The sequence below is a fragment of the Micromonospora sp. NPDC049891 genome (assembly GCF_040660295.1).
Classification (GTDB): Bacteria; Actinomycetota; Actinomycetes; order Mycobacteriales; family Micromonosporaceae; genus Micromonospora.
Map to the genome: position 1 here is coordinate 70,545 of NZ_JBFAML010000018.1, position 23,231 is coordinate 93,775.

The window sequence follows — 23,231 nt, forward strand, 5'->3', positions numbered from 1 at the left end:
AGGAGCGTGCCGGCTGCGATGGCGGCGAGCACTTTCCTGCCGGAGAAAGGCACCACGATGTGCCACGTCCTTCCTCTATGGATGTCCGGCTCCCCTACCCCCGTGCGCCGGACGTCCCGCCATCCTGATACATCTCGATGCCACCGCACAGGGCCTGATCAGCCGATACGCGGCGACATTCGGTCGTTACGCCCGTCGATACGTGACCCGGCGGGATCCGGCCCGTGTCGCCGCTCAGGACAGCAGGGCGGCGGTCAGTGCCGCGGCGACGGCCAACGAGCCGGCCGTCGCCGCCACCCGCAGCCACGGCCGGGTCGCACCGTTCACCGGCAGGGCTCGCCAGCGGTACGCGGCCAGGGCCAGCCCCGCACCGGAGGCCGCGATTCCGAGTGGCCAGAGCCAGCCGGGCACGGCGGACCAGTCACCGAGTTGGTGACCGAGGGCCGGGTAGACAAGCGCCCACACGGCGCCTGACAGGACGGTCAGCCGGTCCGACGCGGCGCGCAGCGCGGTACCGAGCAGGGACAGGCCACCGATGAAGGTGAACAGCAGCGCGATCCCGATTCCGACCCAGGTGGGCTGCCCCGGCGAGGCGGTGCCGGCCTCCTCGCGGGGCACTCCGAGCAGCCGCAATCCGATGGGCTCGACACCCCGGTCGGTGTTGCCGAGCACCACCACCCCGCGGCCGGTGGCCCGGTCGAAGCCGACGTACGAGTGGAACCCACTGGTGGCACCGTTGTGCCAGGTGATCTCGCGGTCGCCGTAGCGGGTGGTGAACCAGCCGTACCCGATGCGGGTGCGCTCGGTGTCGTCGAAGCGCGGGTCGCGGGCGTCGGCGCCGGGTGCGGTACCGGCGGCGGTGGCCGCGACGAGTCGCGCGAGATCCTCTGCCGTGGACCAGTAACCGATGCCCGCGGGGGCGTATCCGGTGCCGACCCACGGGTCGGGGGTACGACCACTGCCACCAGCGCCCTCCGCACGCTCGCTGGGCAGCGCGTCCGGGCCGGTGACCTGGCTGGTCGCGGTCATGCCCAGCGGGGTCAGCAGTTCCCGGTCGAGCAGCTCGGGATAGCCGAGGCCGGCCTCGGCCGCGAGGGCCTGGCCGAGCAGCGCCATGCCGAGGTTCGAGTAGCCGACCTCACCCCGGCCGTCGCCGGGTGCCAGGTCGTTTGCGGCGGCGCGGACCCGGTCGACGTCCTGACCGGCGTACGGGTTGCCGGCCGCGTAGTTGGCCCAGATCGTGCGAGCCCAGTCGCTGACCGAGCTGAGCACGACCCGGGGCAGCCCGGAACGGTGGCTGGCCAGTTCGGCAAGGGTCACCTCGCGGGCGGCGCCGGTGACCGCCGGCCAGGTCGCGCCGAGGGTGTCGTCGGGGCGTACCGCGCCGGCACCGGCCTGGTGGGCCAGCAGCATGCCGGTGAGCACCTTGGGCACCGATCCGATCTCGAACGGGGTGTCCGACTCGACCGGGTGGCCGGCCCGGTCGCGGTCACCGAGGCCGGCGGTGCGGATCTGGCCTCCGTCGATCAGGGCGACGGCGAGGCCCCGGTAGCCGCCCGGGTCGTCCACCGAGGCCCGGGTGGCGGCGGCGAGGTCGGCGTCGCCGGTGGTCTGCGCGGTCAGCCGGGGTTCCCGGGGCATGATGCCGAGCCCGGCCAGGCCGGCGACCACCCCGGCGACCAGGACGATGACTGGCGTCTTACGCATGACGTGCTCCTTCCGTTCCTGCCGGGCCGACGGCGGCCGTCGTGCTGGCCACGGTGGTGACCCGGCGCGGCCGGTTGGTGGGGTGTGGTCAACGACCGGCGGCGGTGAGGATCGCCAGCAACGGCACCACCCGTTCGGCGGGGATGGCGTACCGGCCCCGGCCGGCGCTGCGCAGCCAGCCGGCGGCGGTGAGCTGACGCAGGTGGTGGTGCAGTTGACCGGTGGTGCCGAGGTCCTCGATGCCGGCCAGCTCGGCGGTGCCCTGCCGGCCGCCGAGGATCTCGCGCAGCAGCCGCAGGCGGACCGGGTGGGCCAGGGCGGACAGGACGGCCGGCAGCTCGGCCCAGTCGTCGGCCAGCAGGTCCTCGACGCCTCGGCCGTACTGCCAGTCGTAGTGCTGCCCGGCGAGGCGGACGGTGCCGGTGTAGAGCACGGCACCGGAGCCTTCGGCGGGCAGCCGCTGCTTGAGCCCGTCGAGCGCCCAGAGGACCCCCTCCGGCGGCGGCGTCGGTTCGTCCGCGTCGGCGAGCCGTTCGACCAACCCGGCGACCTGCGCCTCCAGCGCCGCCAACCGCTCCTCCACGTTCGCCATTCCTCGATAATACGAACTTACGTAGTTACGTGCAAACCCGGGATGATCGACTTTCCGCGGGACGGCCCGCTACCGTCAGTCGTCTTGGGGAGGTACGTCGATGTACGTCGTGTCCGTGATCAACTACAAAGGTGGGGTCGGCAAGACCACGGTGACCGCCAACCTCGGCGCCGAACTGGCCAACCGAGGGATGAAGGTGCTGCTCATCGACCTCGACCCGCAGGCAAGCCTGACCTTCGGCTTCTACGACCCGGACGACTGGCGGGAGCGGCTGCGCGACAGCCGGACTGTGAAACGCTGGTACGACGGCCTGCGCGACGGCAGCCCATCGGTCACGCTCGGTGACCTCGTGGTGTCGCCCGGCCCGGCGAACGCCCGGCTCACCGGCGCCGGGCGCCTCGACCTGATCGCGTCACATCTGCAACTTGTGGACATCGACCTGGCTTTGGCCCGCAGCGTCGCCGGTGGCGAGGAGTACGACGCCGAACTGTTCCGGGTCCGTGGTTCCCTCGCCGAGGGACTGCTCGCCGACGGGCTCGACCCGTACGACATGGTCCTCATCGACTGCCCGCCGAACTTCAACGTGGTCACCCAGTCGGCAATCATCGCCAGCGACCACCTGGTCATCCCGGCCCGGGCCGACTACCTGAGCACCCTGGGCATCGACTACCTGCACGGCAACGTGCGGGAACTGGTCGAGCAGTACAACGCCGACGCCCGCCGGTTCGCCACCGTACGCCGGCACCAGAAGGTCGCCCCCGGCGTGGCCGGCGTGGTCTTCACCATGATCCAGTTGCTGTCGCAGCAACCCATCGCCACCCACCAGAGCTACATGGACCAGGTCCGCAACCTGGGCCTGCCGGTCTTTCCCACCGCGTTGCGGGAGAACGTCACCCTCTACGCGACCAATACCCCGCGCGGCGTGCCGGTGGTGCTGCGCGACCGTGTCACGGTGCCTGCCGTACGCGACGAACTGCGCCGCCTCGCCACCGAGTTCCTCGACCACCTTCAACCGGACCGACAGCCGACATGAGCGAGCGACAGCGAGCGAATCATCAACTCAGCGCGTTGGTGCCTCATGGCGGCCCGCAGCGAAGCGGAGGGCCGACATGAGCAGCCGGGACGTCGCGACCGGTGCCGTCGAGCAGTTGGCGACGATGACCAGCCGCGCCGACGGCACCGCGTACCTCTCCCCCTGGCCGCTCCGCGACCTGCGGGAGCTGGCCGCGGAGCTGGGGTTGCGCGGCGTCGGTGGGTTGCGCAAGGCGGACCTGGTCGAGCGGCTGGTCGAGCACACCATCGGCTACCGCCTCACCTCCACCGCGCTGCGCCGCCGCTGATCCGGCACAGCTCAGCCGCCGGTCCGCACCGCCTGGCGTGGCTGGCCGCTGCCACCGGTGGCCTGACGGCCGATCACGGTCTGCTCGGCCGTGCGGGCGGTCGGTGCCCGGTCGAGCAGGGCCCGGTACGGGTTGCGCAACGCCCGTTCCCGGTGGCTGGTCCAGCGCACCAGCAGGACGATCGCGCCCACAAGCGCTACACCCGACACGACCGTGTAGCTGACGCCCAGCCAACCGGCCACCGTGGCGAACGCGACAGGCGCTCCCGTGCCCGCCAGCCCGGCCCCGCTGAGCATCAGGACGACGGCAGGCACCCACAGCAGGTCGTGGTCGGCCGGCATGAACAGTGCGACCAGGAAGGAGATGGCGAAGACGATCGCGCACACCAGCACGAGGGCAGCCAGGTCCTTCGCCCCCCACGTCCACCAGCCGATCCACGTGCCGACTGATCGGGTGATCGCGATGCCGACCAGGGCCACACCGGCCAGCACCCCGAGCGTCACGGCGACGTTGCGTAGGAAGGTCAGGACCGTGGGTGCCTCGGGCCGCTCGTTGAGCGTCCGCCAGTCCCGCAGGTCGGCATCGAGCACGCCACCGGTCCACAGTCGACCGGCCAGCTCCGTCAGCACCGGCATGGGCAGCCGGGCCAGCAACGCGGCCCGCCAACCGGACACCCGTGGCCGCAACGCCTGCACCGCCAGGTCGCGCGCGGCCTCGGGCTCCCGCCGGGCCACCAGGTCGAGCATGTCGCGGATCTCGTACGTGCCGAAGGCACCGGAGAGCAGCCGCTTGTAGCCGAAGTTGTGCGCCTTGCGATTGAGCTCGTCGGTCAGTTCCTTCGGCGCTTTGCCGGCGACGAACGCGCCGGGCCGCGCCACGAGGCCGACCGCGAGACGCACGTCGACCGCGCCGAGATCACTCGGAGCGCCCTCCGTCGACTCGAGGATCAGCCAGCCGAGGCGACCCATCGTCCGGGCCATCGGGGTACCCGGCTCGAAGGGCGCCCACAGCCAGTCGTACCACTCCGCGCCCGGTAGCCGTCCCGGCCGCCGCTCGGCCAACCGCGCCACCCTGGCCGCCAGCGCAGCGGCCTCAACGGACTCCGGGTCGAACGTGCGGAGTTCGTTCTCCACGTCCGGCGCGCCGACCAGGACGGCCAGTCGCCACGCCGCCCGTACGGCGACCTGCATGTCGTCCGCCCACAGCAGTTCCGCCAGGGCCACCGCGGCGGCGGGAGTGCCGACGGCGGCCAGGTCGTCGACGGCGGCCACCGAGCCGGCACCGGCCCGGGCCGCGAGGGTCGGGATGGCCAGCTCACCTGTGGCCCGCAACGCCGTACGGGCCGCCGTTATCCGCAGCGCCATCTCGCTCAACAACTCGATCGCCTCGCGACGGCGGGACTCCGCGAGGACCACCACGGCGTCCTCGGCCACCGGGCCGCCGGACCGTGCCTGCTGCGACAGGTTGCCGAACAGCCGCTGGCCGAACGGCCCCGGATTGCCGGCCACCGTGCCGAGTGCCGCCAGTACCAGATGCTTGTCGGGGACCGGCGTGCCGAGCAGCCGGACGTGGCTGTCCACGATCTCCGCGGCGAGGCTCTCGTCGATCTGCCGGGCCTCGGCGACGCACTCCAGGGCGAGCAACCGGTCCCGGCTGTCGCCGGCGAAGATCTGCCGGACCACACCGGAGGCGTCGCGGTTGGCCCCGGCGCACCAGAGCTTCACCGTTTCCCGCCACCTGCCCGGGTTCTCGCGGTAGAGCCCGAGCAGCCGGTCGGGGTCGTCCGCGAGTTCCACCGCCGCCAGGTACTCCTGCAAGGTCAGGTGGGCGAACTCGTACAGCAGGTTGTTGTCGTCGATGCGGATCAACAGCCCGCTGCGCTCCACTATCTCGTCGACCATGCGCGGCAGGTGCTCCTCGGCCAGGCGGAACCGGGGCAGGATACGGGCGAGTTCGGCGTACACCTCCGCCTCGCCGATCACCCGGCGGTCGGTGCCCTGGGACCGGCCGCCCTGGGCGGCCAGCGCGACCGCCCGCAGCGCCATCAGCTTGTGGCCGGCCTGGTAGCGGGCCAGATTGCGGTGTCGGCCCAGATCCCGGTCCCGGCGCAGCAGGTGCTCGACGGCCTGCTGGTAGAACTCCGCCCGCGAGTTGGTCAACATCGGACCGGCACCGGCGTCCGCCTCGTACAACGTGCTAATCATGGTGAGCATCAGGGGGCTACGAGCCAGCCTCATCACCGTCGGGCTCGACCGCAGTTCCGCCAGAAGTTGCTCGACGATGTGCCGGGAATCGGCGGACACCTCGTCGCGCTCCCGCCCGGGCGTGTGCTGCTCCGCGCCCGGGCGGCGGGTGAACCAGAGCCGCAGGAAGTGCCGGATACCGGCGTCGTCGAAGCCGGCCACCCGGATCTCCCGGTCGAAGACCGGCCGCAGGTCACCGTCGTAGACCGCGTCGCGGCAGGTCACCACGATCTGCGTGGTCGGATGACGCTCGGCGAACTCCTTGATGTCCTCGGCGACAGCGCCCCGTCGTTCGGTGACCACCTCGTCGAGCCCGTCGAGGAAGACACAGAGCCGGCCACGGGCCAGCGCCACCTCGACGACCTGCTCCGCGTCGGCGACGAGCGGAGGGGCGGGGCGGGGCCGGCGGCGGCGACTCTCCGGTTCGTCGTCGAGCCGGCCGAGGGCCTCCGCGATAAGTTGCCGGATCGTACGTCCGTCCCGGTTGGACCGGGCGAGTTCGACGAGCACCGGTACCCGGTCGAACCGCTCGGGCGCCGCCGCCCAGCGCACCATCGAGTGCCGCAGCAGCATCGACTTGCCCGCCCCCGCCGCGCCGAGGATCACCGTGCGGCGGCGGCCCTGGACGTCGCGGTAGATGTCGACCCGCCGGCCGTCCTGCTCGTACTCCAACGGCACGTACACCTCGTCAAGCGTGACCGAGACATCCTGGAGAAAGCCGAGTTCCATCCGGTTGTAGGTGCGGGCGACCCAGGCACGGTAGCGGCGCCACTCGTCGGCCCGGATGCTTCGTCGCCGGCCGGCGACGAGGCCCCAGAGCCGGGCCAGCAGGGCTTTGACCCAGTCGGCGAAGAACTGCTGGATCACCGCGACGAGCACCGCCAACAGGAAGACCCCGACTGCCGCGTACTCCACGCCGAAGGGCAGGTCCGGCAGCTGTGGCACGAGGCGACTCCTCTACTCAGTGAGAGCGGACAGGAACACACCGTATGGGTGGGACTGCCGGCCCGCACCGGGCTCAGGTGCCGCAGGCGATGGACCTTCGGACGAGTGAGACAGGTCACCCGGGTCGCGGATCGGACCGCACGGTGGTCCCGGATCGACCGCGTCCTCCGGGGTTGACCTCGAGTGCGCTCGAAGACGCAGGCTGGTGCCGCGTCCACGTCGTTCGGACGCAGGAGAGGAGTTTCCATGCGGTACCGCACGATCGGCAGTGACCCGCGTACTCGGCGCGAGGTCAGCGTGCTCAGCCTCGGCGCGATGCTGTTCGGCACGAAGACCGACGAGGCCACCTCGTACGCGATCCTGGACCGGTTCGTCGAGGCCGGCGGCACCTTCATCGACACGTCGAACAACTACGCGTTCTGGATGACCGGCGGGCAGGGCGGCGACAGCGAGAACCTGCTCGGCCGGTGGCGGCGCAGCCGGGGCATCGGCGACGAGATCGTCATCGCCACGAAGCTCGGCGCGCGACCGCTGGCCCCCGGCACCAGCTATGTCGACAATCGCGAGGGGCTGTCGGCCAAGGTGATCCGGGAGTCCGCGGAACGCAGCCGGGAACGCCTCGGCGTGGACCGGCTGGACCTGCTCTACGCCCACATCGAGGACCACGAGGTGCCGGTCCGGGAGACCGTGGAGGGCTTCGCCGAACTGGTCGCCGAGGGCACGGTCGGGCTGCTCGGCGCGAGCAACCACCGCACCTGGCGGGTGGAGCGGGCCCGAGCGCTGGCCGCCGCGACCGGCCTGCCCGGGTACGAGGTGCTCCAGTACCACCGCAGCTACCTGCCGGCCCGCCTGGACGGGCCGACCGACCTCGACCCCGACGGCAACGTGGGCGCGGTCGGCGGCGAGCTGACCAGCTACCTGCGGGCCGAGCCCGGCCTGACCCTGGTGTCGTACGGGTCACTGCTGTGGGGCGCCTACGTCCGGCCGGACAAGCCCCTGGGACCCGATCACGACCTGCCGAGCGTGCCGGTGCGGCTGGCCGCGCTGCGGGAGGTCGCGGAGCAGACCGGAGCGACTGTCAACCAGGTGGTGCTGGCCTGGCTGATCGACGGTGAGATCCCCACCATCCCGCTGGTGGGAGTCTCCTCGGTGGCGCAGTTGGACGAGAGCCTCGCCGCCGTGGACCTGGAGCTGACGCCCGAGCAACGGCACCGGCTCGACACCGCCTGGTGACGGGGGCCGGCAGCGTGCCGGGCCGGCCACGGCCCGGATCACTGCCGACAGGATGGTGTCGGGACAGCCGCCGCTAGATCTGATCTAGCGGCGGCTGTCCGCCGTCTCGCGCCTGTGAGGTGAGCCGACCACTCCCGCCCGCCGTCGTCGTTGAAGCTGGCGGGTGGCCACGGGAAGGGCGCATTCTGTCGTACCCGTGGGATGTGGTGGGGCGCCGGGTCGCGGCGGCCCGGCTCACAGGCGTGACGAATGGAAGGACACTTCGCAATCATGAGTAGACGCACCACCGGCCTCGCCATCGAGGCCGAGGGTCTGACCCGGTCGTTCGGGGAGACCCGCGCACTCGCCGGCCTCGACCTCCAGGTTCCGGCCGGCGCCGTGTACGGGCTGCTCGGTCCGAACGGCGCCGGCAAGACCACAGCGGTACGCGTACTGGCCACGCTGCTGCGCCCGGACGGCGGGCAGGCCCGGGTGTTCGGTCACGACGTGGTCACCGAGGCCGACGCGGTCCGCTCCCGGGTCAGCCTGACCGGCCAGTACGCCTCGGTTGACGAGGACCTGACCGGCACGGAGAACCTCATCCTGCTGGGTCGGCTGCTCGGGCTACCCAAGGCCGCCGCCCGGCAACGGGCGGAGCAGCTGCTGGCCGCGTTCGGGCTGACCGAGGCGGCGGGACGGCAGGTGAAGAAGTACTCGGGTGGCATGCGGCGACGCATCGACATCGCGGCGAGCATTCTCAACACCCCCGACCTGCTGTTCCTCGACGAACCGACGACGGGGTTGGATCCGCGCAGCCGTAACCAGGTGTGGGAGATCGTCCGGGCGGTGGTCGCGCACGGCACGACAGTGCTGCTGACCACGCAGTACCTCGACGAGGCCGACAAGCTGGCCAGCCGGATCGCGGTGGTCGACCACGGCCGGGTGATCGCGGAGGGCACCCCGGGCGAGTTGAAGTCGTCGGTCGGTTCCGGCACGGTCCACCTGCGGCTGCGCGACGCGGAGCAGCGGCCCGAGGCCGAGCGGGTGTTGCAGGCCACGCTGAGCGTGCCGGTGCAGTTGGAGGCCGACCCGGTGGCGATCACCGCCCGCGTCGGCGGCGACGGCAGTGAACTGGACGCCAGCGCGCAGGCCGCCCGGGCACTTGGCGAGCTGTCCCGGGCCGGGATCGTGGTCGACGACTTCTCCCTCGGCCAGCCGAGCCTGGACGAGGTCTTCCTGGCCCTGACCGACCACCCCGCCGTACCGGCCACCGACGAGCGGGACGACGAGCTGGAGGCAGCCCGATGAGCAGCGACACCGCCACCTCGACCGGCCGGGCACCGACCGTCTTCGTACCCTCGTCCGAAGCGCTCGCGACGGTCCTCGCACCGGGCGCGCGACCGCCCCGGCCGAGCCCGCTGTCGGCGTCACTGACCTTCAGCTGGCGTGCCCTGCTGAAGATCAAGCATGTGCCGGAGCAGCTGTTCGACGTGACCGCGTTCCCGATCATCATGGTGCTGATGTTCACGTACCTGTTCGGTGGCGCGCTCGCCGACAGTCCTCGTGACTACCTGCAGTTCTTCCTGCCGGGCATCATGGTGACAAGCGTCGTGATGATCACCATGTACACGGGTGTCGGGTTGAACACCGACATCGAGAAGGGCGTCTTCGACAGGTTCCGGACGCTGCCGGTGTGGCGACCCGCCGCGCTGGTCGGCATGATCGTCGGCGACGTGCTGCGCTACGTCCTGGCCGCGGTGGTGATCCTGACCGTCGGGCTGGTGCTCGGCTTCCGCCCCGACGGCGGCGTGCTCGGCGTCCTCGCCGGCATCGGCCTGCTTGTGGTCTTCTCCTTCGCGTTCTCCTGGGTCTGGACGTTCTTCGGGCTGATCCTGCGCAGTGAGAAGTCGGTGATGGGGGTCAGCATGATGGTGCTGTTCCCGCTGACCTTCCTGAGCAACGTCTTCGTCGACCCGTCCACAATGCCCGGCTGGCTCCAGGCGTTCGTCAAGGCCAACCCGATCACGCACCTGGTGTCATCGGTACGCGCCGCGATGGCCGGCACGACGGACGCCTCGGCGATGATGTGGATCGTGCTCTGGAGCGCCGCCTTCATCGTCGTCTTCGGCACGCTGACCATGCACCGCTACAACCGCCGCTAACCCACCCCGTCCCCACCCCGTTGATCATGAGGTTAGCGGCACTTATAGAGATCGAATACGCCGCTAACCTCATGATCAACCAATCCGGGAGCGGGGGTTGGGTGGGGTTGGGTTAGAGGTGCCAGGGGAGGGGGGTGGGTGGGAGGTAGCGGCAGGCGGCGCCGGTGGAGACCGTGCCGCGCAGGTGGGCGGCGAGCGGAGGGTGCCGCTGATCGAGGCGTCGCAGGGTGTCGCGAATGCGGGCGGTGACCGTCTTGCGGGCCCGTTCCGCTTCGTCACCGAGTCGACGGGTACGTCCGGCCAGCCCGGCAGCGGCCCGCAACTGGTCGATAAGCGCCTGCCGTTCGGTGTCCAGCGCCGACACTCTGGCCTCGTCGCCGCGTCCGGCCGCCAGATCGATCTCGTCGTCAAGCCGTTCCAGGTGGCGCCGGTAGCGGTTCTTCGCCTCGTCGTCGAGCACCTGGTCACCGCCCATCCGACGGGCGGCGACGAGCTCCGGCCCGGCGGCCGGGTCGAGCAGTTCGACCACGGGCACGTCGACTCCGGGGCGGCCGAGCAGCAGGCGCAGGTCGTGCAGCCCCTTGGCGTCGGGCAGATGAACTGTGCTGCCGTCGAAGGTGAGTCGCCAGACGGCACCGTCGCGCCGGAACTCGTACGCCGGTCCCACCGCCCCACCGTTCCCGGCCGCCGCCGACGCGCCCGACACCCGCCCGGCTGTGACCGCTCCCGCCGCCTCACCAGCCAAGCCCGCCGCCGCAGAGCCCACCGCCCCCGAGCCGGCCACCGCGGAGCCAGCCGCCGACCCCGCAGCCGCATCCGCCTCCGCACCAGCCGCCGCAGAGCCTGCCGCCCCCCAGTCAGCCGCCGCGGAGCCAGCCGCCGAACCCGCCGCCGCGGTACTCGTCGCCGCGCCCGCCTCCGCACCAGCCGCCGCAGAGCCCGCAGCCCACGAGCCGGCTGCCGCAGAGGCAGCTGCCACCCCGCCAGCCGCCGCTGGGCCCGCCGGCCCTGTGCCGGTCGTCGCCCCGCCGGCCAGGGTCGAACCCGCCGGGCTTGCCCCGACCGACCGCTCGGGTGCCTCGGTGACCGACAGGGCCGATCCGCCGGCGGCGAGCCGGGCCAGGACCTGCGGCATGTCGAGTTCCCTGGCCTCCCGCTCGACATCGGCACACAGGGCGGCGGCGCTCGTAGCGTCGCCTGGGCCGCCCCGGGCGGTCAGGGCGTCGGCGAGCGCGGCCCGGGCGATCAGCGACCAGGGGCGGGCACCCATCCGGTCAGCGGCGGCGCGGGCGGCCGAGTAACCGGCGACGGCGTCGTCCCAGCGCTGCTCGGCGGCGTCGATCACGGCGAGCCAATGGTCCACCGGGCCACTGAGGTCACAGCCGTACAGCGACACGAGCCACTGACCCCGGTACGGCAGCAGGGCCTGACGAGCTTCGGCGCAGCGGCTCGGGTCGGCGACCGTAGCCTGGGCACGCGCCCGCAGCCACATCGGCGAGATCGACCCGGCGAACCGGGTACCCCTGGCTTCCAGTTCCGCGACGAGATCTGTCGCGGTGCGGTGGTCACCGTGTTCGGCGGCGGTGATCGCCCGCAGCAGGTCGAGATGCGGATGATCGGCAGTGGTGAGCCCGTCGAGCAGTGCGTCCGCGTCGTCAAGCTGGCCCCGCAGCAGCAGCAACGCCCACCGCAGGTGGTGGCCGAGGAAGGCGTGGTCCGAGTGTTCCCACTCGTCCAGCTCACCAAGCTCGCGGTAGGAGGCATCAGCACCGGCGAAGTCGCCTCGGAAGGCGCCGATGATGCCGCCGTCGATGGCCGCCGCCATCCGGTGCCGGGGCTTGCCGGTCTGGCGTCCACCTCTGACGAAGGCGGTGAGTTCGTCGAGGTAGTGCGGGTCACCGAGTTCCAGCAGCGCGACCCAGCGCAGGGAGGTGGACCACAGCTCTGTCTCCCGGTCGCCGTTGCGGCGCGCGACGTCGCGGATCTCGCCGGTGAGGGCGGCCCGTTCGGGGGCGGTGCCCAGCCCCCAGGTCGAATCGTGGCGTGCCCACAGGCTGAAGGTGAGCGCCTCGTCGTCCCGCGTCGACCGGGCGAGCGTCTCGGTGGCGGTCATCAGGTCCGCTTCGAGGACTGCCGGTCCGACGCTGTCGTCGGGTTCGCCGATGAGCCGTCGGTACGCCTCTCGCAGCAGCGCCTCCCCGTCGATGCCGGGTACCGGTTCGAGCTGCCAGTGGCGACGCACGTTGAGCGCGAACCGGGCCAGCGTCGCATGGTCGTCCACGGTCAGGGCCAGCGCCGTAGCGTCGCTGAGCAGCTGGCGCGCCTCCTCCCGGTCACCACAGTGGAAGAGCTGATCGGTCAACGCCGTCATGATCTTGACCTGTTGGAGGTCGTCCCGCACCACCTCCAGCGCCCGCCGGAGATGCACGGTGGACTCCTCAAGCGCCAGCCGGCACCTGGCGTCCCGCGCGGCCTCGATCAGCAACTCGGTGACGCGGGACGCGTCCAGATGCGCGCCGGCCAGCCAGGCGTGGCGGGCCACGTCGGCGGGGATCAGCAACTGGTCCAGGGTCTCGTGCTCGTCGACGGCCCGCACCACGGCGGCGTGCCGAGCGCTGCGGTCGTCATCGGTCAGCGCGTCGTAGAGCGTCTCGCGGACCAGATCATGCACGAAGGCGTACCGACCGTCGCCCAGGCTGAGCAGCAGTCGCGCGGTGACCGCGACGTCCAGCAACTCACCGACCCGGGTCGGCGGCAGACCGACACTTGCCGCCAGAACCTCACCGTGGAACTCCCGCCCCAGCACGGCGGCGAGGGTGAGTGAATCGGTCACCATGGCGGGCAGGTGGTCCAGCCGCCGCCGCACCACCTCCCGTACACCTGGCGGGATGGTGGCGAGCGCGCCGTCGGCGTGCCACAGCCGGGCGGTCTGCTCCACGAAGAAGGGGTTGCCGCCGGTGCGCCGGTGCACATCGTCGACGCAGTTCGCATCCGGTTCCCGCCCGGCGGTGCGGGCCATCAGCGCGCCGACCTCGTCCCGGGCCAGGCCGGTGAGGCTGATCGTGGTGGCCTTGGCCACCAGCGACATCAGCAGCGGCCGCAGCGGGTGGTCGGCGGCTTCCACCTCGGCGTCGCGGTACGTGCCGACGAGCAGCAGCCGCTCGAACCAGGTGTGCTGGGCGGCGAACCGCAGCAGCCGCATCGACGCCGCGTCGGCCCAGTGCAGGTCGTCGAGGATCACCATGACCGGCCGGCGCTGCGAGACGGCGACCAGAGCGGTGGTGACGGCGTCGTACAGGGCGAACGCCTCCTGCTCGGCCGCGTCGCTCTCGCCAAGGCCCGGCGTCAGGACGCTGCCCTCACCGTGGACGGCGGCCGGCACCAGCGAACTCGCCTCGCCGAGCAGCAGGGCGAGCGCCGGCTCGGCGGACTCCCGAGCCACCGCCCAGTCCTCCGGCGACCGGCGCAGCCGGCGCAGCACCTGCGTCCAGGGCCAGTAGCCAGGGGCGCTCGCCGAGTCCCAGCAGGCACCGCCGAGCACCAGCGCGCCGTGCCGGCGGGCCTCGTCGGCGGCGGCGGTCACAAGTGTCGTCTTGCCGATGCCGGGTTCCCCGGCGACCAGGACCAGGCCGCCGTGGCTGGCGGTGGCCCGGTCGACCTCGGCCCGCAACAGACCGGCCGGATGATCCCGCCCGATCATGAATCCGCCCGCCTGCGCCCTCATGGCAACCGACGGTAGCCGACCGGGCCGACACGCCGTGCCGTCGCGGCTCAGCGGGCGTCGGTGACCACGTGAGCGCAGGCGGCGCAGGCAGCCGGACCCTGCTCGGCGAACCAGCGGCAGGTGCGCCTGATGGCGCAGCGGGGCAGTTCCACCTCCGGTTCGCCGAGGGTCTGCGCGTACGACGCGACGAGGCGTTCACCGAGCCCGCAGTGCTCACCGGTCCAGAAGCCGCACCGGCTGGTGACGCAGGGTCCGGCGAGTCGGTAGCGCGCCTCCACCGGGGCGTCCGCCTCCGCCGCCGCGGCGACGGCCACCTCGGCGGGCAGCGCCGGGGTCACGTACGCGACCCGGCCCGCCGGAGTGATCATGCCGAGGAAGACGGTGGCGTTGGACGCGGGCGTACTCGGGCACATCCGCTCCGCCGGCCCCGACGACGTGGCTGGCCCTGACGACGGGACCGGCTCCTCGCCCGCAGGGGCCGGCGCCGGACCTGGTGGCCGGGCCGGCTCCTCCGGCACGACCGGCCGCCGCGTCGCGGCCGGTCCCTCCGACGGTCGGATCACTTCTGCAACCAGAAGCCGATGTCGTTGATCTTCTGGCCGAGGTCCTGGGCGAACGGGCCGTCGATCACCCACAGGCCGTACCACTCGGGCCGCAACCGCAGGTTGGCGTGGCCGAGGGCGATCGGGTTGCTGAGCTTGGTGCCGGCGACCGAGAGCGCGGCCAGGCCGGCCTTCTGGATCTCGGCGGCGATCTGGCTCTGCTGCTCGGTTGTGAGGTCGACGCCGTCGACCACGAAACGGAACTCGTGGCGTGCCATGGTGTTTCCTCCGGTTCGTTCAGTAGGTGTCGGTACGCAGCCCACGCCGCAGGGCCGCCCTGGTGAAGGCCGCCCAGCCGGACCGGGAGGCGGCATCGGGACGGCCCACCTGATGACGCCACGTGGTGGCACCAGCGGTACGCACGCCCCACAGCTCGCGGCACGCCGCCACCGCGAACGCGACCTGCTCGGGTGACCCGGTGAACCCGGCCGCGCCGTCGACCACGCGCAGCCCGCCGTCGGCGGCGACCGTCACCTGCCCGAAGTGGTGATGCAGGCTGGCCAGGGTGCCCAGGTGCGCGTGGTCGGCGCGGCCGGCGAGGAACGCGTCAAGTGGCCGGTCGTCCACCACGACCCGGACGGCCCGCAGGGTGAACGCCGTCCCGGCGGAGTCGGCCACGCCGACCACCTCGGTGGGGACGCTCCACCGACGCGGCGAATTCGCCGACCAGAACGCCAACCAGGCGCCCAGCCGCTCGTGCAGGTCCGGTTGCAGGGCCGCCGGGGCGGCCAGTCGTGCGGTGGCGATCCCGTCGTGGGTGACCGCCGATGCTGCCGCCTGGACCGGGACGGCCGCTGCGGCGGGTGAGGTGGCGACGGTTGCGGTCACGGCTGCGGCCGAGGCGACCGCGGTGCCGGCGAGCAGCCCGCGCCGGGACAACGAAACAGATGGGGATGACATGGTCCGCCTTTCTCCGACGGCCTCAGGCATCCCACGCTATAGACGGCGACAGATCATCTGAATCGCCCTTGTATCGGGACGCCGACATGAATCCCGGTGATCGACGACGGCGTGAATTCGTTCATCCTGCATGCCGTCGGTACTGGTCAACGCAGCGGCTGGGCCACCGTGGCGAGGTGGGCGAGGATGGCCTGGTTGGCCTCCCAGCCGTCGGGGAACCGCACCGGCACGTCCAGTTGCGGTGCCTCGGTCGAGGGGTGGGCGTCCAGCAGTTCGCCGATGCCGGCGCGGGCCACCACCAGGCAGGCCTGCCGGTGTCGGGAGGTGAGCACGCAGAGCCGCCCCGACTCCAGGTGGAAGGCGGTGGCGTCCCGTCGACCGGAGAGCGGGTGCAGCACGATCGTCACGTCGTACTCCCGGCCCTGAAGGCGGTTGGCGGTGTCGACGGTGACGTCCGCGCCGGCCTCGCCGAGTTGCGCGCGGATCACCGCGACCTGGTCGCGGTGGGCGGCACCGACGGCGATCCGGTCCGCGGTGACCGGCGCGCCGCCGGGCGCCTGCTCGCAGACCGCGACCGCACCGCGCCGCAGCACCCGCAGCGCGAGCGCGGCACACGCGGCGGCGGCCTCCCCGTCGGTACGCAGGGTGTGCCGGGCCGGCAGCTCGTACAGCGCCCAGCCGGTGGCGACGGCCGACTCCACAGCCCGGTCGACGGCGTCACCCGGCCCGGAACCGGTGAGGTGCAGGGCCCGGTCGACCGGGCCGGTGCCGGCGCGGAAGCCGGTGAACGGGTAGAACGCCCGGGACACGACCGGGGCCGCCGAGGCCGGCAGCCGCCAGGAGACCGGTAGCCGGTGCACCGGCAGGTGCGGGTTGTGCCGCAGCAGCACCGCCACCGCCGACTGCATCGGATCCCAGGTCAACCCCGCCCACCGGCCGGTGTCCACAGTGGAAAACGGGTCGAGCTGCCCCGGATCACCCACGAACAGGGCCCGTTCGAACCTGCCGGCCACGCGCAGCAGGGCGTCCGAGCGCATCTGGTACGCCTCGTCCACGATCGCCCACGGCCAGCAGCCCTCGGCGACAGTGGCCCACTTGGCGGCCGTACCGATGACCACGGCCGAGGCGGCCAGGTCGCTGACCTTCGCGGCGACCCGGACCTGTGGGTGCGCCCGCACCCGGGGCGACGCCTGGTAGTCGCCCGCGGAGAGCCGACCGAGATTCAGCTGCGGAGCCTTCGTGGCGAGCCGGTCGATCAGGTCGTCGACCTGCTCGTTGGTCTGCGCAATGATCATCAGCGGCTCGCCGGTACCCGCCAGCTCGATGGCGGCCCGTACCACCAGGGTCGACTTGCCGGCCCCCGGCGGCGAGTCGACCACCACGCCCCGGTGCTCGCCCGAACACAGGTCGGCCAGCACGCCGGTGATCACGCGCTCGGCCTCGACCGCCGGCGGCACCGCCAGCTCCGGCGTCAGCGCCAGTTCCGGGGTCACCGCCAGCTCCGGCATCAATCCCATCTGCCCCACCGGCCGCACCCTACCGCCAGCTGCCTCGTTCCGCGCCCGCCCTCACGCGCGCCCGCCCTCACGTCTGCCTCCCGGCGACGGACACCGGCCAGCCCGGCCCGGGTCGCCACCCCCCACCCGGCGGTGCTGCGTACCCACGACCGCTACGGCTGATGTTCTCCCCGGGACGCCGCCGCCGTCGGTCCGCGACCGTCGGATGCGGCATGTCGGGCCTTCCGGCTTTCGGGAAGCCCCGACATCCCGCAATCCGCGACGCGGAGAGCCTGTCCCCCTCGACCCCGGTCCCCCTCGCACAGGCTCACCCGCAACGGCACGCCCGCGCCCAACAGCAGCTGCCACCCGACACGAGATACAGCATGTCGGGCTTTCCCGGGCACGGGAGGCCCCGACATGCCGCAAGGTGCGGGCAGCAACGGCGAGAAGGAGCACGCCGACGCCGAAGCGGAGCACGCCGGAGCCTGGGCGGAGCAGGCCCGAGTGGGCCGGCGACGCCGAGACGCGGCGGAGCGGTCAGTGGACGATGACCGGGGTCTTCGGCTGGTCGCCCGGCTGGTCTCCGGGCTGATCGTCGAGCAGGTGCGACCGTTCCCGCCGCCTGGGCAGGAACGCAGCCGGGATGAACGTCGCCGCCACCAGGGCGAACGCCACCCAGAAGGTGGTGGCGAAGGAGTTGGCGGCGAAGTCCAGCCCACGCTCGATGAGCCCGGGGTCGGGAAGCTGCTGCGCCAGCTCCGGCCGCTGCTGGGCGGCGATCGCCAGGCCGGCCTCGGTGACCGGGTTGCCGCTCTCGTCGGTGAGGCCGGGGATCGGCCGGGAGCCGTTCAGCTCGTTGGTGAGGATCACCGACATCACCGCAGCTCCGACGGAACCGCCGATCTGCTGGAGGATGTTCACAAGCGTGGACCCTCGGGCCACCTCGTGCCCGGTGAGCGTCTTCAGCGCCGAGGTCATGATCGGCATCATCGTGCCGCCCATGCCCAGGCCCATCACGAACAGTGAGCCGCAGAGCAGCACGTAGGAGGTGTCCGCGTCGAGCTGGGTGAAGGTGAAGAACCCGGCGAGGATGAGCAGCAGCGCGAACGGCACCGTCCGGCCGACCGGCACCTTGTCGGCGAGCATGCCGGCGATCGGCATGGTGACCATGGCGCCGATGCCCTGCGGGGCCATCAGCAGGCCGGCGTGCAGCGTCGACTCACCGCGCACCTGGAGGAAGTAGCTCGGGAACAGCAGCCCGGCGCCCATGAAGGCGATGATGAAGACGAACATGGTCAGCGCCGCGATGGTCAGCCTGCGGTTGCGGAACAGTCGCAGGTCGAGCAGCGGATGCTGGGGCTTGAACGAGTAGAGGACGAACGCCACCACGAGTACGGCACCGATCAGCATCGGTCCCCACACCTCAGAGTCGGCGAAGGTGCCGGCCTCGGGCAGCGTGGAGACGCCGTACAGGAACAGGGCGAGACCCGGCGAGAGCATCAGCATGCCGAGGAAGTCGAACGACTCGGAGGGCTGCGGGCTGTCCTTCGGCAGGGCCAGCTGGGCGTAGACCAGGGCGACGACGCCGATCGGCAGGTTGATCAGGAAGATCCAGTGCCAGCTCGCCACGTCGATCAGCCAACCGCCCAGGATCGGGCCGCCGATCGGGCCGAGCAACATCGGGATGCCGAGCACGGCCATCAGCCGGCCGATCCGGTTCGGCCCGGCCGCCCGGGTCATGATCGCCATGCCGATCGGCATGAGCATGCCGCCGCCGAGACCCTGCAACACCCGGTAGGTGATCAACTCGCCGATCGTGTCGGCGGTGGCGCACAGGCCGGAGCCGATGGTGAACAGCGCCAGGGCCATCATGTAGAGGCGTTTGGTGCCGAACCGGTCGGCGGCCCATCCGCTGAGCGGAATGACCGTGGCCAGGGCGAGCGTGTAGCCGGTCATCGTCCAGGCGACGCGGGCGTACGAGGCGTCGAACTCGCTCTGGAACGTCGGCAGGGCGACGCTTACCACCGTCACGTCGAGGATCGACATGAGCGCACCGAGCACGACGACGCCGGCCACCTTGAGCACCGCGGCGTCGAGCTTGTCCGAGGTCGGGACAGGCTGCGGTGCCGCGACAGATTGCTGTGTCACGAGGTCTCCTGTTGTCGGAACTGTCCGAAGGACGAGCGGTGGTGGCCGACGTGGCACCCGTTGACCGGCGCGACGGCGGTGGTGAAGCCCGCACGGCACAGTAGCTCCCGCCAACGACACTTCGCCGCCCGTTTAGCGACCAGCAGAGCCTTCTGTGAGCACGGCCACGGTGACTCTGTGCCGCGAGGCGTGGCCGGGCGGGAAACGGGTAGGCGCGGCACGCGCGGCAGGGTCGGGCGGAGGTGGGAAGGTGGTGCCAGCGTGGCGAAGTTCCTGGTCACGGCGACCTACACGATCCAGGGAATGGCCGGGCTGGCCAAGGACGGCGGGACGGCACGGGCCGAGGTGGTCAGGGCCCTGATCGAGAATGCCGGTGGGCAGGTGGAGGCCGTGTACTACGCGTTCGGCGAGGTCGACCTGTACGTGCTCTGCGAGGTGCCGGACAACCTGACCGCCGCCGCACTCGGCATCGCCGTGCGGGCGGCGGGCGGCGTCGACGCCCGGATCGTGCCGCTGCTGACCACGGAGGAGATCGACGCCGCCGTCCGGCTGCCGGTCACCTACCAGCCACCAGCTCCGTGACGTGGGTCGGGCCGGACGGCGCCTCGCCGCCCAGCCCGCCGGGTCGGGTCGTCGGTCAGCGGCGGCGCTCCCCCACCCGGTACGTGACCAGGTTCGGGTCGGCCCGTAGCTGCTTCTGGGTGAACTTGATGGTGTCCCACCCCTTGGCCGAGTAGAGCCGGGTCTGGTCGGCGTACCAGGGCGAGTTCGGGTTGGCCGACTGCGAGTAGGTGAGCAGCTGCCGGCCCGCCGGCCCGTCGCGGCCCAGCTCGACGGCCATCTGTGCCCGGTCAACTCGTTGCCCGATCGAGGCTGATCACATCGACTGACTCGGCAATCCGGGATCACCACCACCCTCCTCCGGGTTCACCCCAGAGCACGCCCCGCCAATCCCCATGCGCTCACGCCGAACCCGTGCCCTCACGTCGATCATGCAGTTGTGGCACTGCATAAAAGGGGCATAACGCCATCCATCGGGAGCCACAACTGCATGATCGACGAGGTCGGGCGGGGGGTGGTCGTTGGGGGGGGTGGTTAGGGCGGCGGTGGGGGGTGTCCGCGGGGTGGTCAGTCGGGTATGGCTCGGAGGCCCCTGACCAGGACGGCGGCCAGGTGGCGGGGGTTGTAGCGGGAGTTGGCTGAGGCGCCGATGCAGAGGTTGCCGACGCCCTGCAACAGGTTCAGCGGGTCGATCGGGTTGATCTGGCCGGCGTCGACAGCGGCGTCCAGGAGCAGCGTGACCGCCGGGAGCAGGTGGTCGAGGAAGTAGGCGTGCAGCGGCTCGAAGGCGGCGGCGTCGGAGTGCATCGCCTCGGCCAGGCCGTGCTTGGTGATCAGGAAGTCGACGAACAGGTCGATCCACGCGGTGAGCGCGTCGTGCGGGGTCGGGCTGCTCGCCAGCAGTGCGGGTGCGGCCTGGGCACAGGACTGCACCTGGTGCCGGTAGACGGCGACGATCAGGTCGGCGCGGGCCGGGAAGTGGCGGTAGATCGTACCCACGCCGACGCCGGCCCGGACGGCGATGTCACGGACGGGGGCATTGACGCCGAAGTCAACGAAGGCCGCGGCGGCGGCCTCAAGCAGGGCCTGCTTGTTGCGCTCGGCGTCGGCCCTCTTCCGGGGAGCCGGTGTTTCGGTGTCGCGGGCCGGCACGGTCCTGTGGCCTCCGTCACGATGACTGGTAAACGGAACCTGGTTCCGTATCGTTTAAGCGGAACGAGGTTCCATTTCTATCGTCTCTCCTGCTGAGGAGCAACAGTAATGAGGATCCCAGAGCAACAGCCCACCCCGGTGGTCTCGGTACGACCGGTAGTGCTGCCGGCACCGAACCGGGGCACCGACCTCCAGGTCCGGGTCACCGCCCCACTGACCGGGACCGGGCTGCCGATCGTCGTGTTCGCGCACGGCTTCGGCGGAAACATGGACATGTACGCGCCGCTTGTCGAGCACTGGGCGGCCCACGGTTTCGCGGTGCTCCAGCCGACCCACCTCGACTCCCGGACCCTGGCCGTCGGACCGGACGACCCTCGATACCCGGAGATCTGGCGCTTCCGGGTCGCGGATCTCGGCCAGGTCCTGGATTCACTGGACGTGATCGAGGCAGCCGTCCCCGGACTCGCCGGGCGACTCGACCGCGATCGGGTCGCGGTGGCCGGCCACTCGTGGGGCGGTCAGACGGCCAGCATGCTGCTCGGCGCCCGGGTGCTCGGCGCCGACGGCACCCCGGGCGAGGACATGTCCGATCCTCGGGTGAAGGCAGGCGTCCTGCTCGCCACCACCGGCACCGGCGGTGCCGACCTCACCCCGTTCGCGGCCGAGCACTTCCCGTTCATGAGCCCGACGTTCGCGGAGATGGCGACGCCCACCCTGATCGTCGCGGGCGACCAGGACAAGTCGCATCTGTCGGTACGCGGACCGGACTGGTTCACCGACCCGTACTTCCTGAGCCCCGGGCCGAAGAGCCTGCTCGTCGTGTCCGGCGGGGAGCACTCGCTTGGCGGCATCGCCGGCCACCACGTCACCGAGACCACCGACGAGAGCCCGGAACGGGTCGCCCTGATCCAGCGCGCCACCACCGCGTACCTGCGCAGCGCGCTCATCCCGGGTGACCCGGCCTGGACGCAGGTGGCCCCGGGAGAGCTGGGCCGGATCGAGTCCCGATAAGGACATGTTCCGGCCACCCGGGCGGTCGTCGGATCACGTGAGTGATCCCTCTGTACGAGCAGGCGCCACGAGCCGGGCGTCCTGGAGCAGTCGGGTGAGGGCGGCCATGGCCACCTGGAAGTCGTGCCGATCCGCCGCGTGGAACCGCCGGAAGAACCAATCGGGCACGCGCGCTTGCCGTTGCCGACTTCGGAAGATCAGATCCTGGACCTGCCGGGCCAGGGTGAGCAGTTCCATCGAGGAGGCGTCAGCGCCTCGCTCGACCGTGGCGGCGATCTGCTCCTGCATCACGGCCAGCGCGCGCTCTCGCTCGGTCGCCACGTCCCGCTGGTTGCGATAGATCTCCAGGCCGAGCAGCAGAGCGCCGAGTGACGGCACGTACCACTGGAGAAGCAGCTGCGAGACGGTGATCCCGGCAGTCACCCCGAACACAACTCCGAGCAGGCCCCACGCCGCCGTGCCGCCGAGCACCGTGTGCGCGTAACGGCGACGAACCCGGGCACCCCAGCCGAGGTTCTGCTGCTGACATGCGAGCACGTCGTAGGGGTTGGGTAGCGGCGGCACCTCGTAGTAGTCGCGTAGGTATGTCTCGTCGCCCCGGTAGGCACGGTGCAGGCGGCTAACCTCAGCGGCGCTCACCTCGCCTCCTGCGGCCACGGCATTCCAGGGCAGGGCGAAGAGGCGCACGTCGAACATCTCCTGGAGCGCGGCGGCGCGGCCGAGTTGACCGCGTGACCAGACGCCCAAGCCGACCGCGTTCGCCAACGCCCACAGGGCACCGACGGCGGTGACCAGCGTGGACGACACGCCGGTGAGGGCTACCACGGCACCGGCCACGCCGAGCAGGATAGAGAGGATCATCCGGAGGTTGTCGAGCCGTTGCGCCCGGGCATGGCAGACGGACATGGCCCGCAGCAAGGCCATCATCTCGGGTTCGGTCTGGCGATTGAGCAGGGACTTGGCGGGGTCGGTCACGGCGGCCTCCCGGGTCCGGTAACCGATTCTAAATCCAGAGCGCTAAATGTCACCCATCGTTGGCAAGGGGACACAAGAAGTGATCGACTAGTTACCTTTTAGTAGGTTTTGGGATCTGATGAGGGTGACGTGCTGATTGGTCCGACAGTCAGCTAGATTGAGCCGACACACAGGCACGTGTCGCTGTCCGGACGGGCAACCCCCACTGGCCCGCCCGCCTGCACCCCTGGAAGGTCCAACGAGGGACATGGGCAAGAGACCCGCCGACGGCCGTCGGCTCCCGGATGAGCGCATCACTTCGGCCGTGGCAGCTTTCACCGGCGCGAGCAACGTCCGAGTCGTCCGAGAGTTCCGGCCCGGCCCGCAGTACAGCGACGCCCTCCTCTTCTGCGTTGCGTTGACCAGTACCGACCGAGGCAGATCATTGATGCAGAAGCGGATCGTCAAGGTGGTGCCGG

Annotated in this window: 18 protein-coding genes and 1 pseudogene; 7 read left to right on the plus strand and 12 right to left on the minus strand. The window is 71.4% G+C overall.

The features are described from left to right. Window positions 1–234 precede the first annotated feature (234 nt). Window positions 235–1,707: a serine hydrolase domain-containing protein gene (locus AB0I71_RS21945; RefSeq protein WP_357587391.1), complete on the minus strand. Its 1,473-nt coding sequence runs from the start codon at window positions 1,705–1,707 to the stop codon at window positions 235–237. 88 nt (window positions 1,708–1,795) lie between these two features. Further along, window positions 1,796–2,299, minus strand: a complete 504-nt coding sequence (locus tag AB0I71_RS21950; protein ID WP_357587393.1) for a helix-turn-helix domain-containing protein — start codon at window positions 2,297–2,299, stop codon at window positions 1,796–1,798. A 100-nt stretch (window positions 2,300–2,399) separates the two neighbouring features. On the opposite strand from AB0I71_RS21950, the gene AB0I71_RS21955 reads away from it, so the two are divergent. Continuing rightward, on the plus strand, window positions 2,400–3,332 hold the full coding sequence (locus tag AB0I71_RS21955) for an AAA family ATPase (protein WP_357587395.1): 933 nt from the start codon (window positions 2,400–2,402) through the stop codon (window positions 3,330–3,332). A 76-nt stretch (window positions 3,333–3,408) separates the two neighbouring features. After that, on the plus strand, window positions 3,409–3,639 hold the full coding sequence (locus AB0I71_RS21960) for a Rho termination factor N-terminal domain-containing protein (protein WP_357587397.1): 231 nt from the start codon (window positions 3,409–3,411) through the stop codon (window positions 3,637–3,639). Between the two features lie 11 nt (window positions 3,640–3,650). On the opposite strand, the gene AB0I71_RS21965 is transcribed toward AB0I71_RS21960, so the two are convergent. Continuing rightward, on the minus strand, window positions 3,651–6,827 hold the full coding sequence (locus AB0I71_RS21965) for an NACHT domain-containing protein (RefSeq protein WP_357587399.1): 3,177 nt from the start codon (window positions 6,825–6,827) through the stop codon (window positions 3,651–3,653). Window positions 6,828–7,073: 246 nt separating this feature from the next. Between AB0I71_RS21965 and AB0I71_RS21970 the strand changes: the two genes are divergently transcribed. The 3 genes from AB0I71_RS21970 to AB0I71_RS21980 all read left to right on the plus strand — a co-directional run bounded on the left by AB0I71_RS21970 (window position 7,074) and on the right by AB0I71_RS21980 (window position 10,201). Beyond that, window positions 7,074–8,060, plus strand: coding sequence for an aldo/keto reductase (locus AB0I71_RS21970; protein WP_357587401.1), 987 nt, complete (start codon window positions 7,074–7,076; stop codon window positions 8,058–8,060). Window positions 8,061–8,330: 270 nt separating this feature from the next. Next, on the plus strand, window positions 8,331–9,347 hold the full coding sequence (locus AB0I71_RS21975) for an ATP-binding cassette domain-containing protein (RefSeq protein WP_357587403.1): 1,017 nt from the start codon (window positions 8,331–8,333) through the stop codon (window positions 9,345–9,347). Further along, window positions 9,344–10,201, plus strand: a complete 858-nt coding sequence (locus AB0I71_RS21980) for an ABC transporter permease (protein WP_357587405.1) — start codon at window positions 9,344–9,346, stop codon at window positions 10,199–10,201. Before AB0I71_RS21975 ends, AB0I71_RS21980 begins: the two co-directional genes overlap by 4 nt. Window positions 10,202–10,313: 112 nt before the next feature. On the opposite strand, the gene AB0I71_RS21985 is transcribed toward AB0I71_RS21980, so the two are convergent. The 6 genes from AB0I71_RS21985 to AB0I71_RS22010 form a co-directional block, all read right to left on the minus strand. Continuing rightward, window positions 10,314–13,925 carry an AAA family ATPase gene (locus tag AB0I71_RS21985; RefSeq protein ID WP_357587407.1) on the minus strand — a complete coding sequence of 1,204 codons (3,612 nt, stop codon included), beginning with the start codon at window positions 13,923–13,925 and terminating at the stop codon, window positions 10,314–10,316. Between the two features lie 47 nt (window positions 13,926–13,972). Next, window positions 13,973–14,338: a hypothetical protein gene (locus tag AB0I71_RS21990; protein ID WP_357587409.1), complete on the minus strand. Its 366-nt coding sequence runs from the start codon at window positions 14,336–14,338 to the stop codon at window positions 13,973–13,975. Between the two features lie 146 nt (window positions 14,339–14,484). Beyond that, window positions 14,485–14,745 (minus strand): hypothetical protein, encoded by a 261-nt coding sequence (locus AB0I71_RS21995; RefSeq protein WP_357587411.1) that lies wholly within the window; start codon window positions 14,743–14,745, stop codon window positions 14,485–14,487. A gap of 19 nt (window positions 14,746–14,764) precedes the next feature. Then, window positions 14,765–15,427: a hypothetical protein gene (locus AB0I71_RS22000; protein WP_357587413.1), complete on the minus strand. Its 663-nt coding sequence runs from the start codon at window positions 15,425–15,427 to the stop codon at window positions 14,765–14,767. Between the two features lie 146 nt (window positions 15,428–15,573). Next, window positions 15,574–16,935: an AAA domain-containing protein gene (locus tag AB0I71_RS22005; RefSeq protein WP_357587502.1), complete on the minus strand. Its 1,362-nt coding sequence runs from the start codon at window positions 16,933–16,935 to the stop codon at window positions 15,574–15,576. A 528-nt stretch (window positions 16,936–17,463) separates the two neighbouring features. Next, complete coding sequence (locus tag AB0I71_RS22010; protein WP_357587415.1) at window positions 17,464–19,074, minus strand: DHA2 family efflux MFS transporter permease subunit; 1,611 nt, start codon at window positions 19,072–19,074, stop codon at window positions 17,464–17,466. A gap of 261 nt (window positions 19,075–19,335) precedes the next feature. Here AB0I71_RS22010 and AB0I71_RS22015 point away from each other — a divergent pair, with 261 nt between their 5' ends. Beyond that, entirely contained in the window at window positions 19,336–19,656 is a 321-nt protein-coding gene (locus AB0I71_RS22015) for a GYD domain-containing protein (RefSeq protein WP_357587417.1), read from the plus strand. Window positions 19,657–19,711: 55 nt separating this feature from the next. Here the strand turns inward: AB0I71_RS22015 and AB0I71_RS22020 are convergent. Together AB0I71_RS22020 and AB0I71_RS22025 are read right to left on the minus strand one after the other, a co-directional pair. Continuing rightward, window positions 19,712–19,915 (minus strand): annotated as a pseudogene (locus AB0I71_RS22020) (penicillin acylase family protein); the annotation flags it as partial. A 287-nt stretch (window positions 19,916–20,202) separates the two neighbouring features. Next, window positions 20,203–20,787: a TetR/AcrR family transcriptional regulator gene (locus tag AB0I71_RS22025; protein ID WP_357587419.1), complete on the minus strand. Its 585-nt coding sequence runs from the start codon at window positions 20,785–20,787 to the stop codon at window positions 20,203–20,205. A gap of 108 nt (window positions 20,788–20,895) precedes the next feature. On the opposite strand from AB0I71_RS22025, the gene AB0I71_RS22030 reads away from it, so the two are divergent. Beyond that, a complete protein-coding gene (locus AB0I71_RS22030) occupies window positions 20,896–21,798 on the plus strand; it encodes an alpha/beta fold hydrolase (protein WP_357587424.1) in 903 nt (300 codons plus the stop codon). A 33-nt stretch (window positions 21,799–21,831) separates the two neighbouring features. On the opposite strand, the gene AB0I71_RS22035 is transcribed toward AB0I71_RS22030, so the two are convergent. Then, window positions 21,832–22,773 (minus strand): S-4TM family putative pore-forming effector, encoded by a 942-nt coding sequence (locus AB0I71_RS22035; protein WP_357587427.1) that lies wholly within the window; start codon window positions 22,771–22,773, stop codon window positions 21,832–21,834. Between the last annotated feature and the right edge of the window lie 458 nt (window positions 22,774–23,231).

Bases quoted from the DNA above. Each gene is read 5' to 3' on its own strand.
- AB0I71_RS21975 (WP_357587403.1), top strand. From the start codon at position 8,331: ATGAGTAGACGCACCACCGGCCTCGCCATCGAGGCCGAGGGTCTGACC.
- AB0I71_RS21990 (WP_357587409.1), bottom strand. From the start codon at position 14,338: ATGTGCCCGAGTACGCCCGCGTCCAACGCCACCGTCTTCCTCGGCATG.
- AB0I71_RS22000 (WP_357587413.1), bottom strand. From the start codon at position 15,427: ATGTCATCCCCATCTGTTTCGTTGTCCCGGCGCGGGCTGCTCGCCGGC.
- AB0I71_RS21995 (WP_357587411.1), bottom strand. From the start codon at position 14,745: ATGGCACGCCACGAGTTCCGTTTCGTGGTCGACGGCGTCGACCTCACA.
- AB0I71_RS22005 (WP_357587502.1), bottom strand. From the start codon at position 16,935: ATGCCGGAGCTGGCGGTGACCCCGGAACTGGCGCTGACGCCGGAGCTG.
- AB0I71_RS21960 (WP_357587397.1), top strand. From the start codon at position 3,409: ATGAGCAGCCGGGACGTCGCGACCGGTGCCGTCGAGCAGTTGGCGACG.
- AB0I71_RS21945 (WP_357587391.1), bottom strand. From the start codon at position 1,707: ATGCGTAAGACGCCAGTCATCGTCCTGGTCGCCGGGGTGGTCGCCGGC.
- AB0I71_RS21955 (WP_357587395.1), top strand. From the start codon at position 2,400: ATGTACGTCGTGTCCGTGATCAACTACAAAGGTGGGGTCGGCAAGACC.
- AB0I71_RS21950 (WP_357587393.1), bottom strand. From the start codon at position 2,299: ATGGCGAACGTGGAGGAGCGGTTGGCGGCGCTGGAGGCGCAGGTCGCC.
- AB0I71_RS22030 (WP_357587424.1), top strand. From the start codon at position 20,896: ATGAGGATCCCAGAGCAACAGCCCACCCCGGTGGTCTCGGTACGACCG.
- AB0I71_RS21970 (WP_357587401.1), top strand. From the start codon at position 7,074: ATGCGGTACCGCACGATCGGCAGTGACCCGCGTACTCGGCGCGAGGTC.
- AB0I71_RS21985 (WP_357587407.1), bottom strand. From the start codon at position 13,925: ATGAGGGCGCAGGCGGGCGGATTCATGATCGGGCGGGATCATCCGGCC.
- AB0I71_RS21980 (WP_357587405.1), top strand. From the start codon at position 9,344: ATGAGCAGCGACACCGCCACCTCGACCGGCCGGGCACCGACCGTCTTC.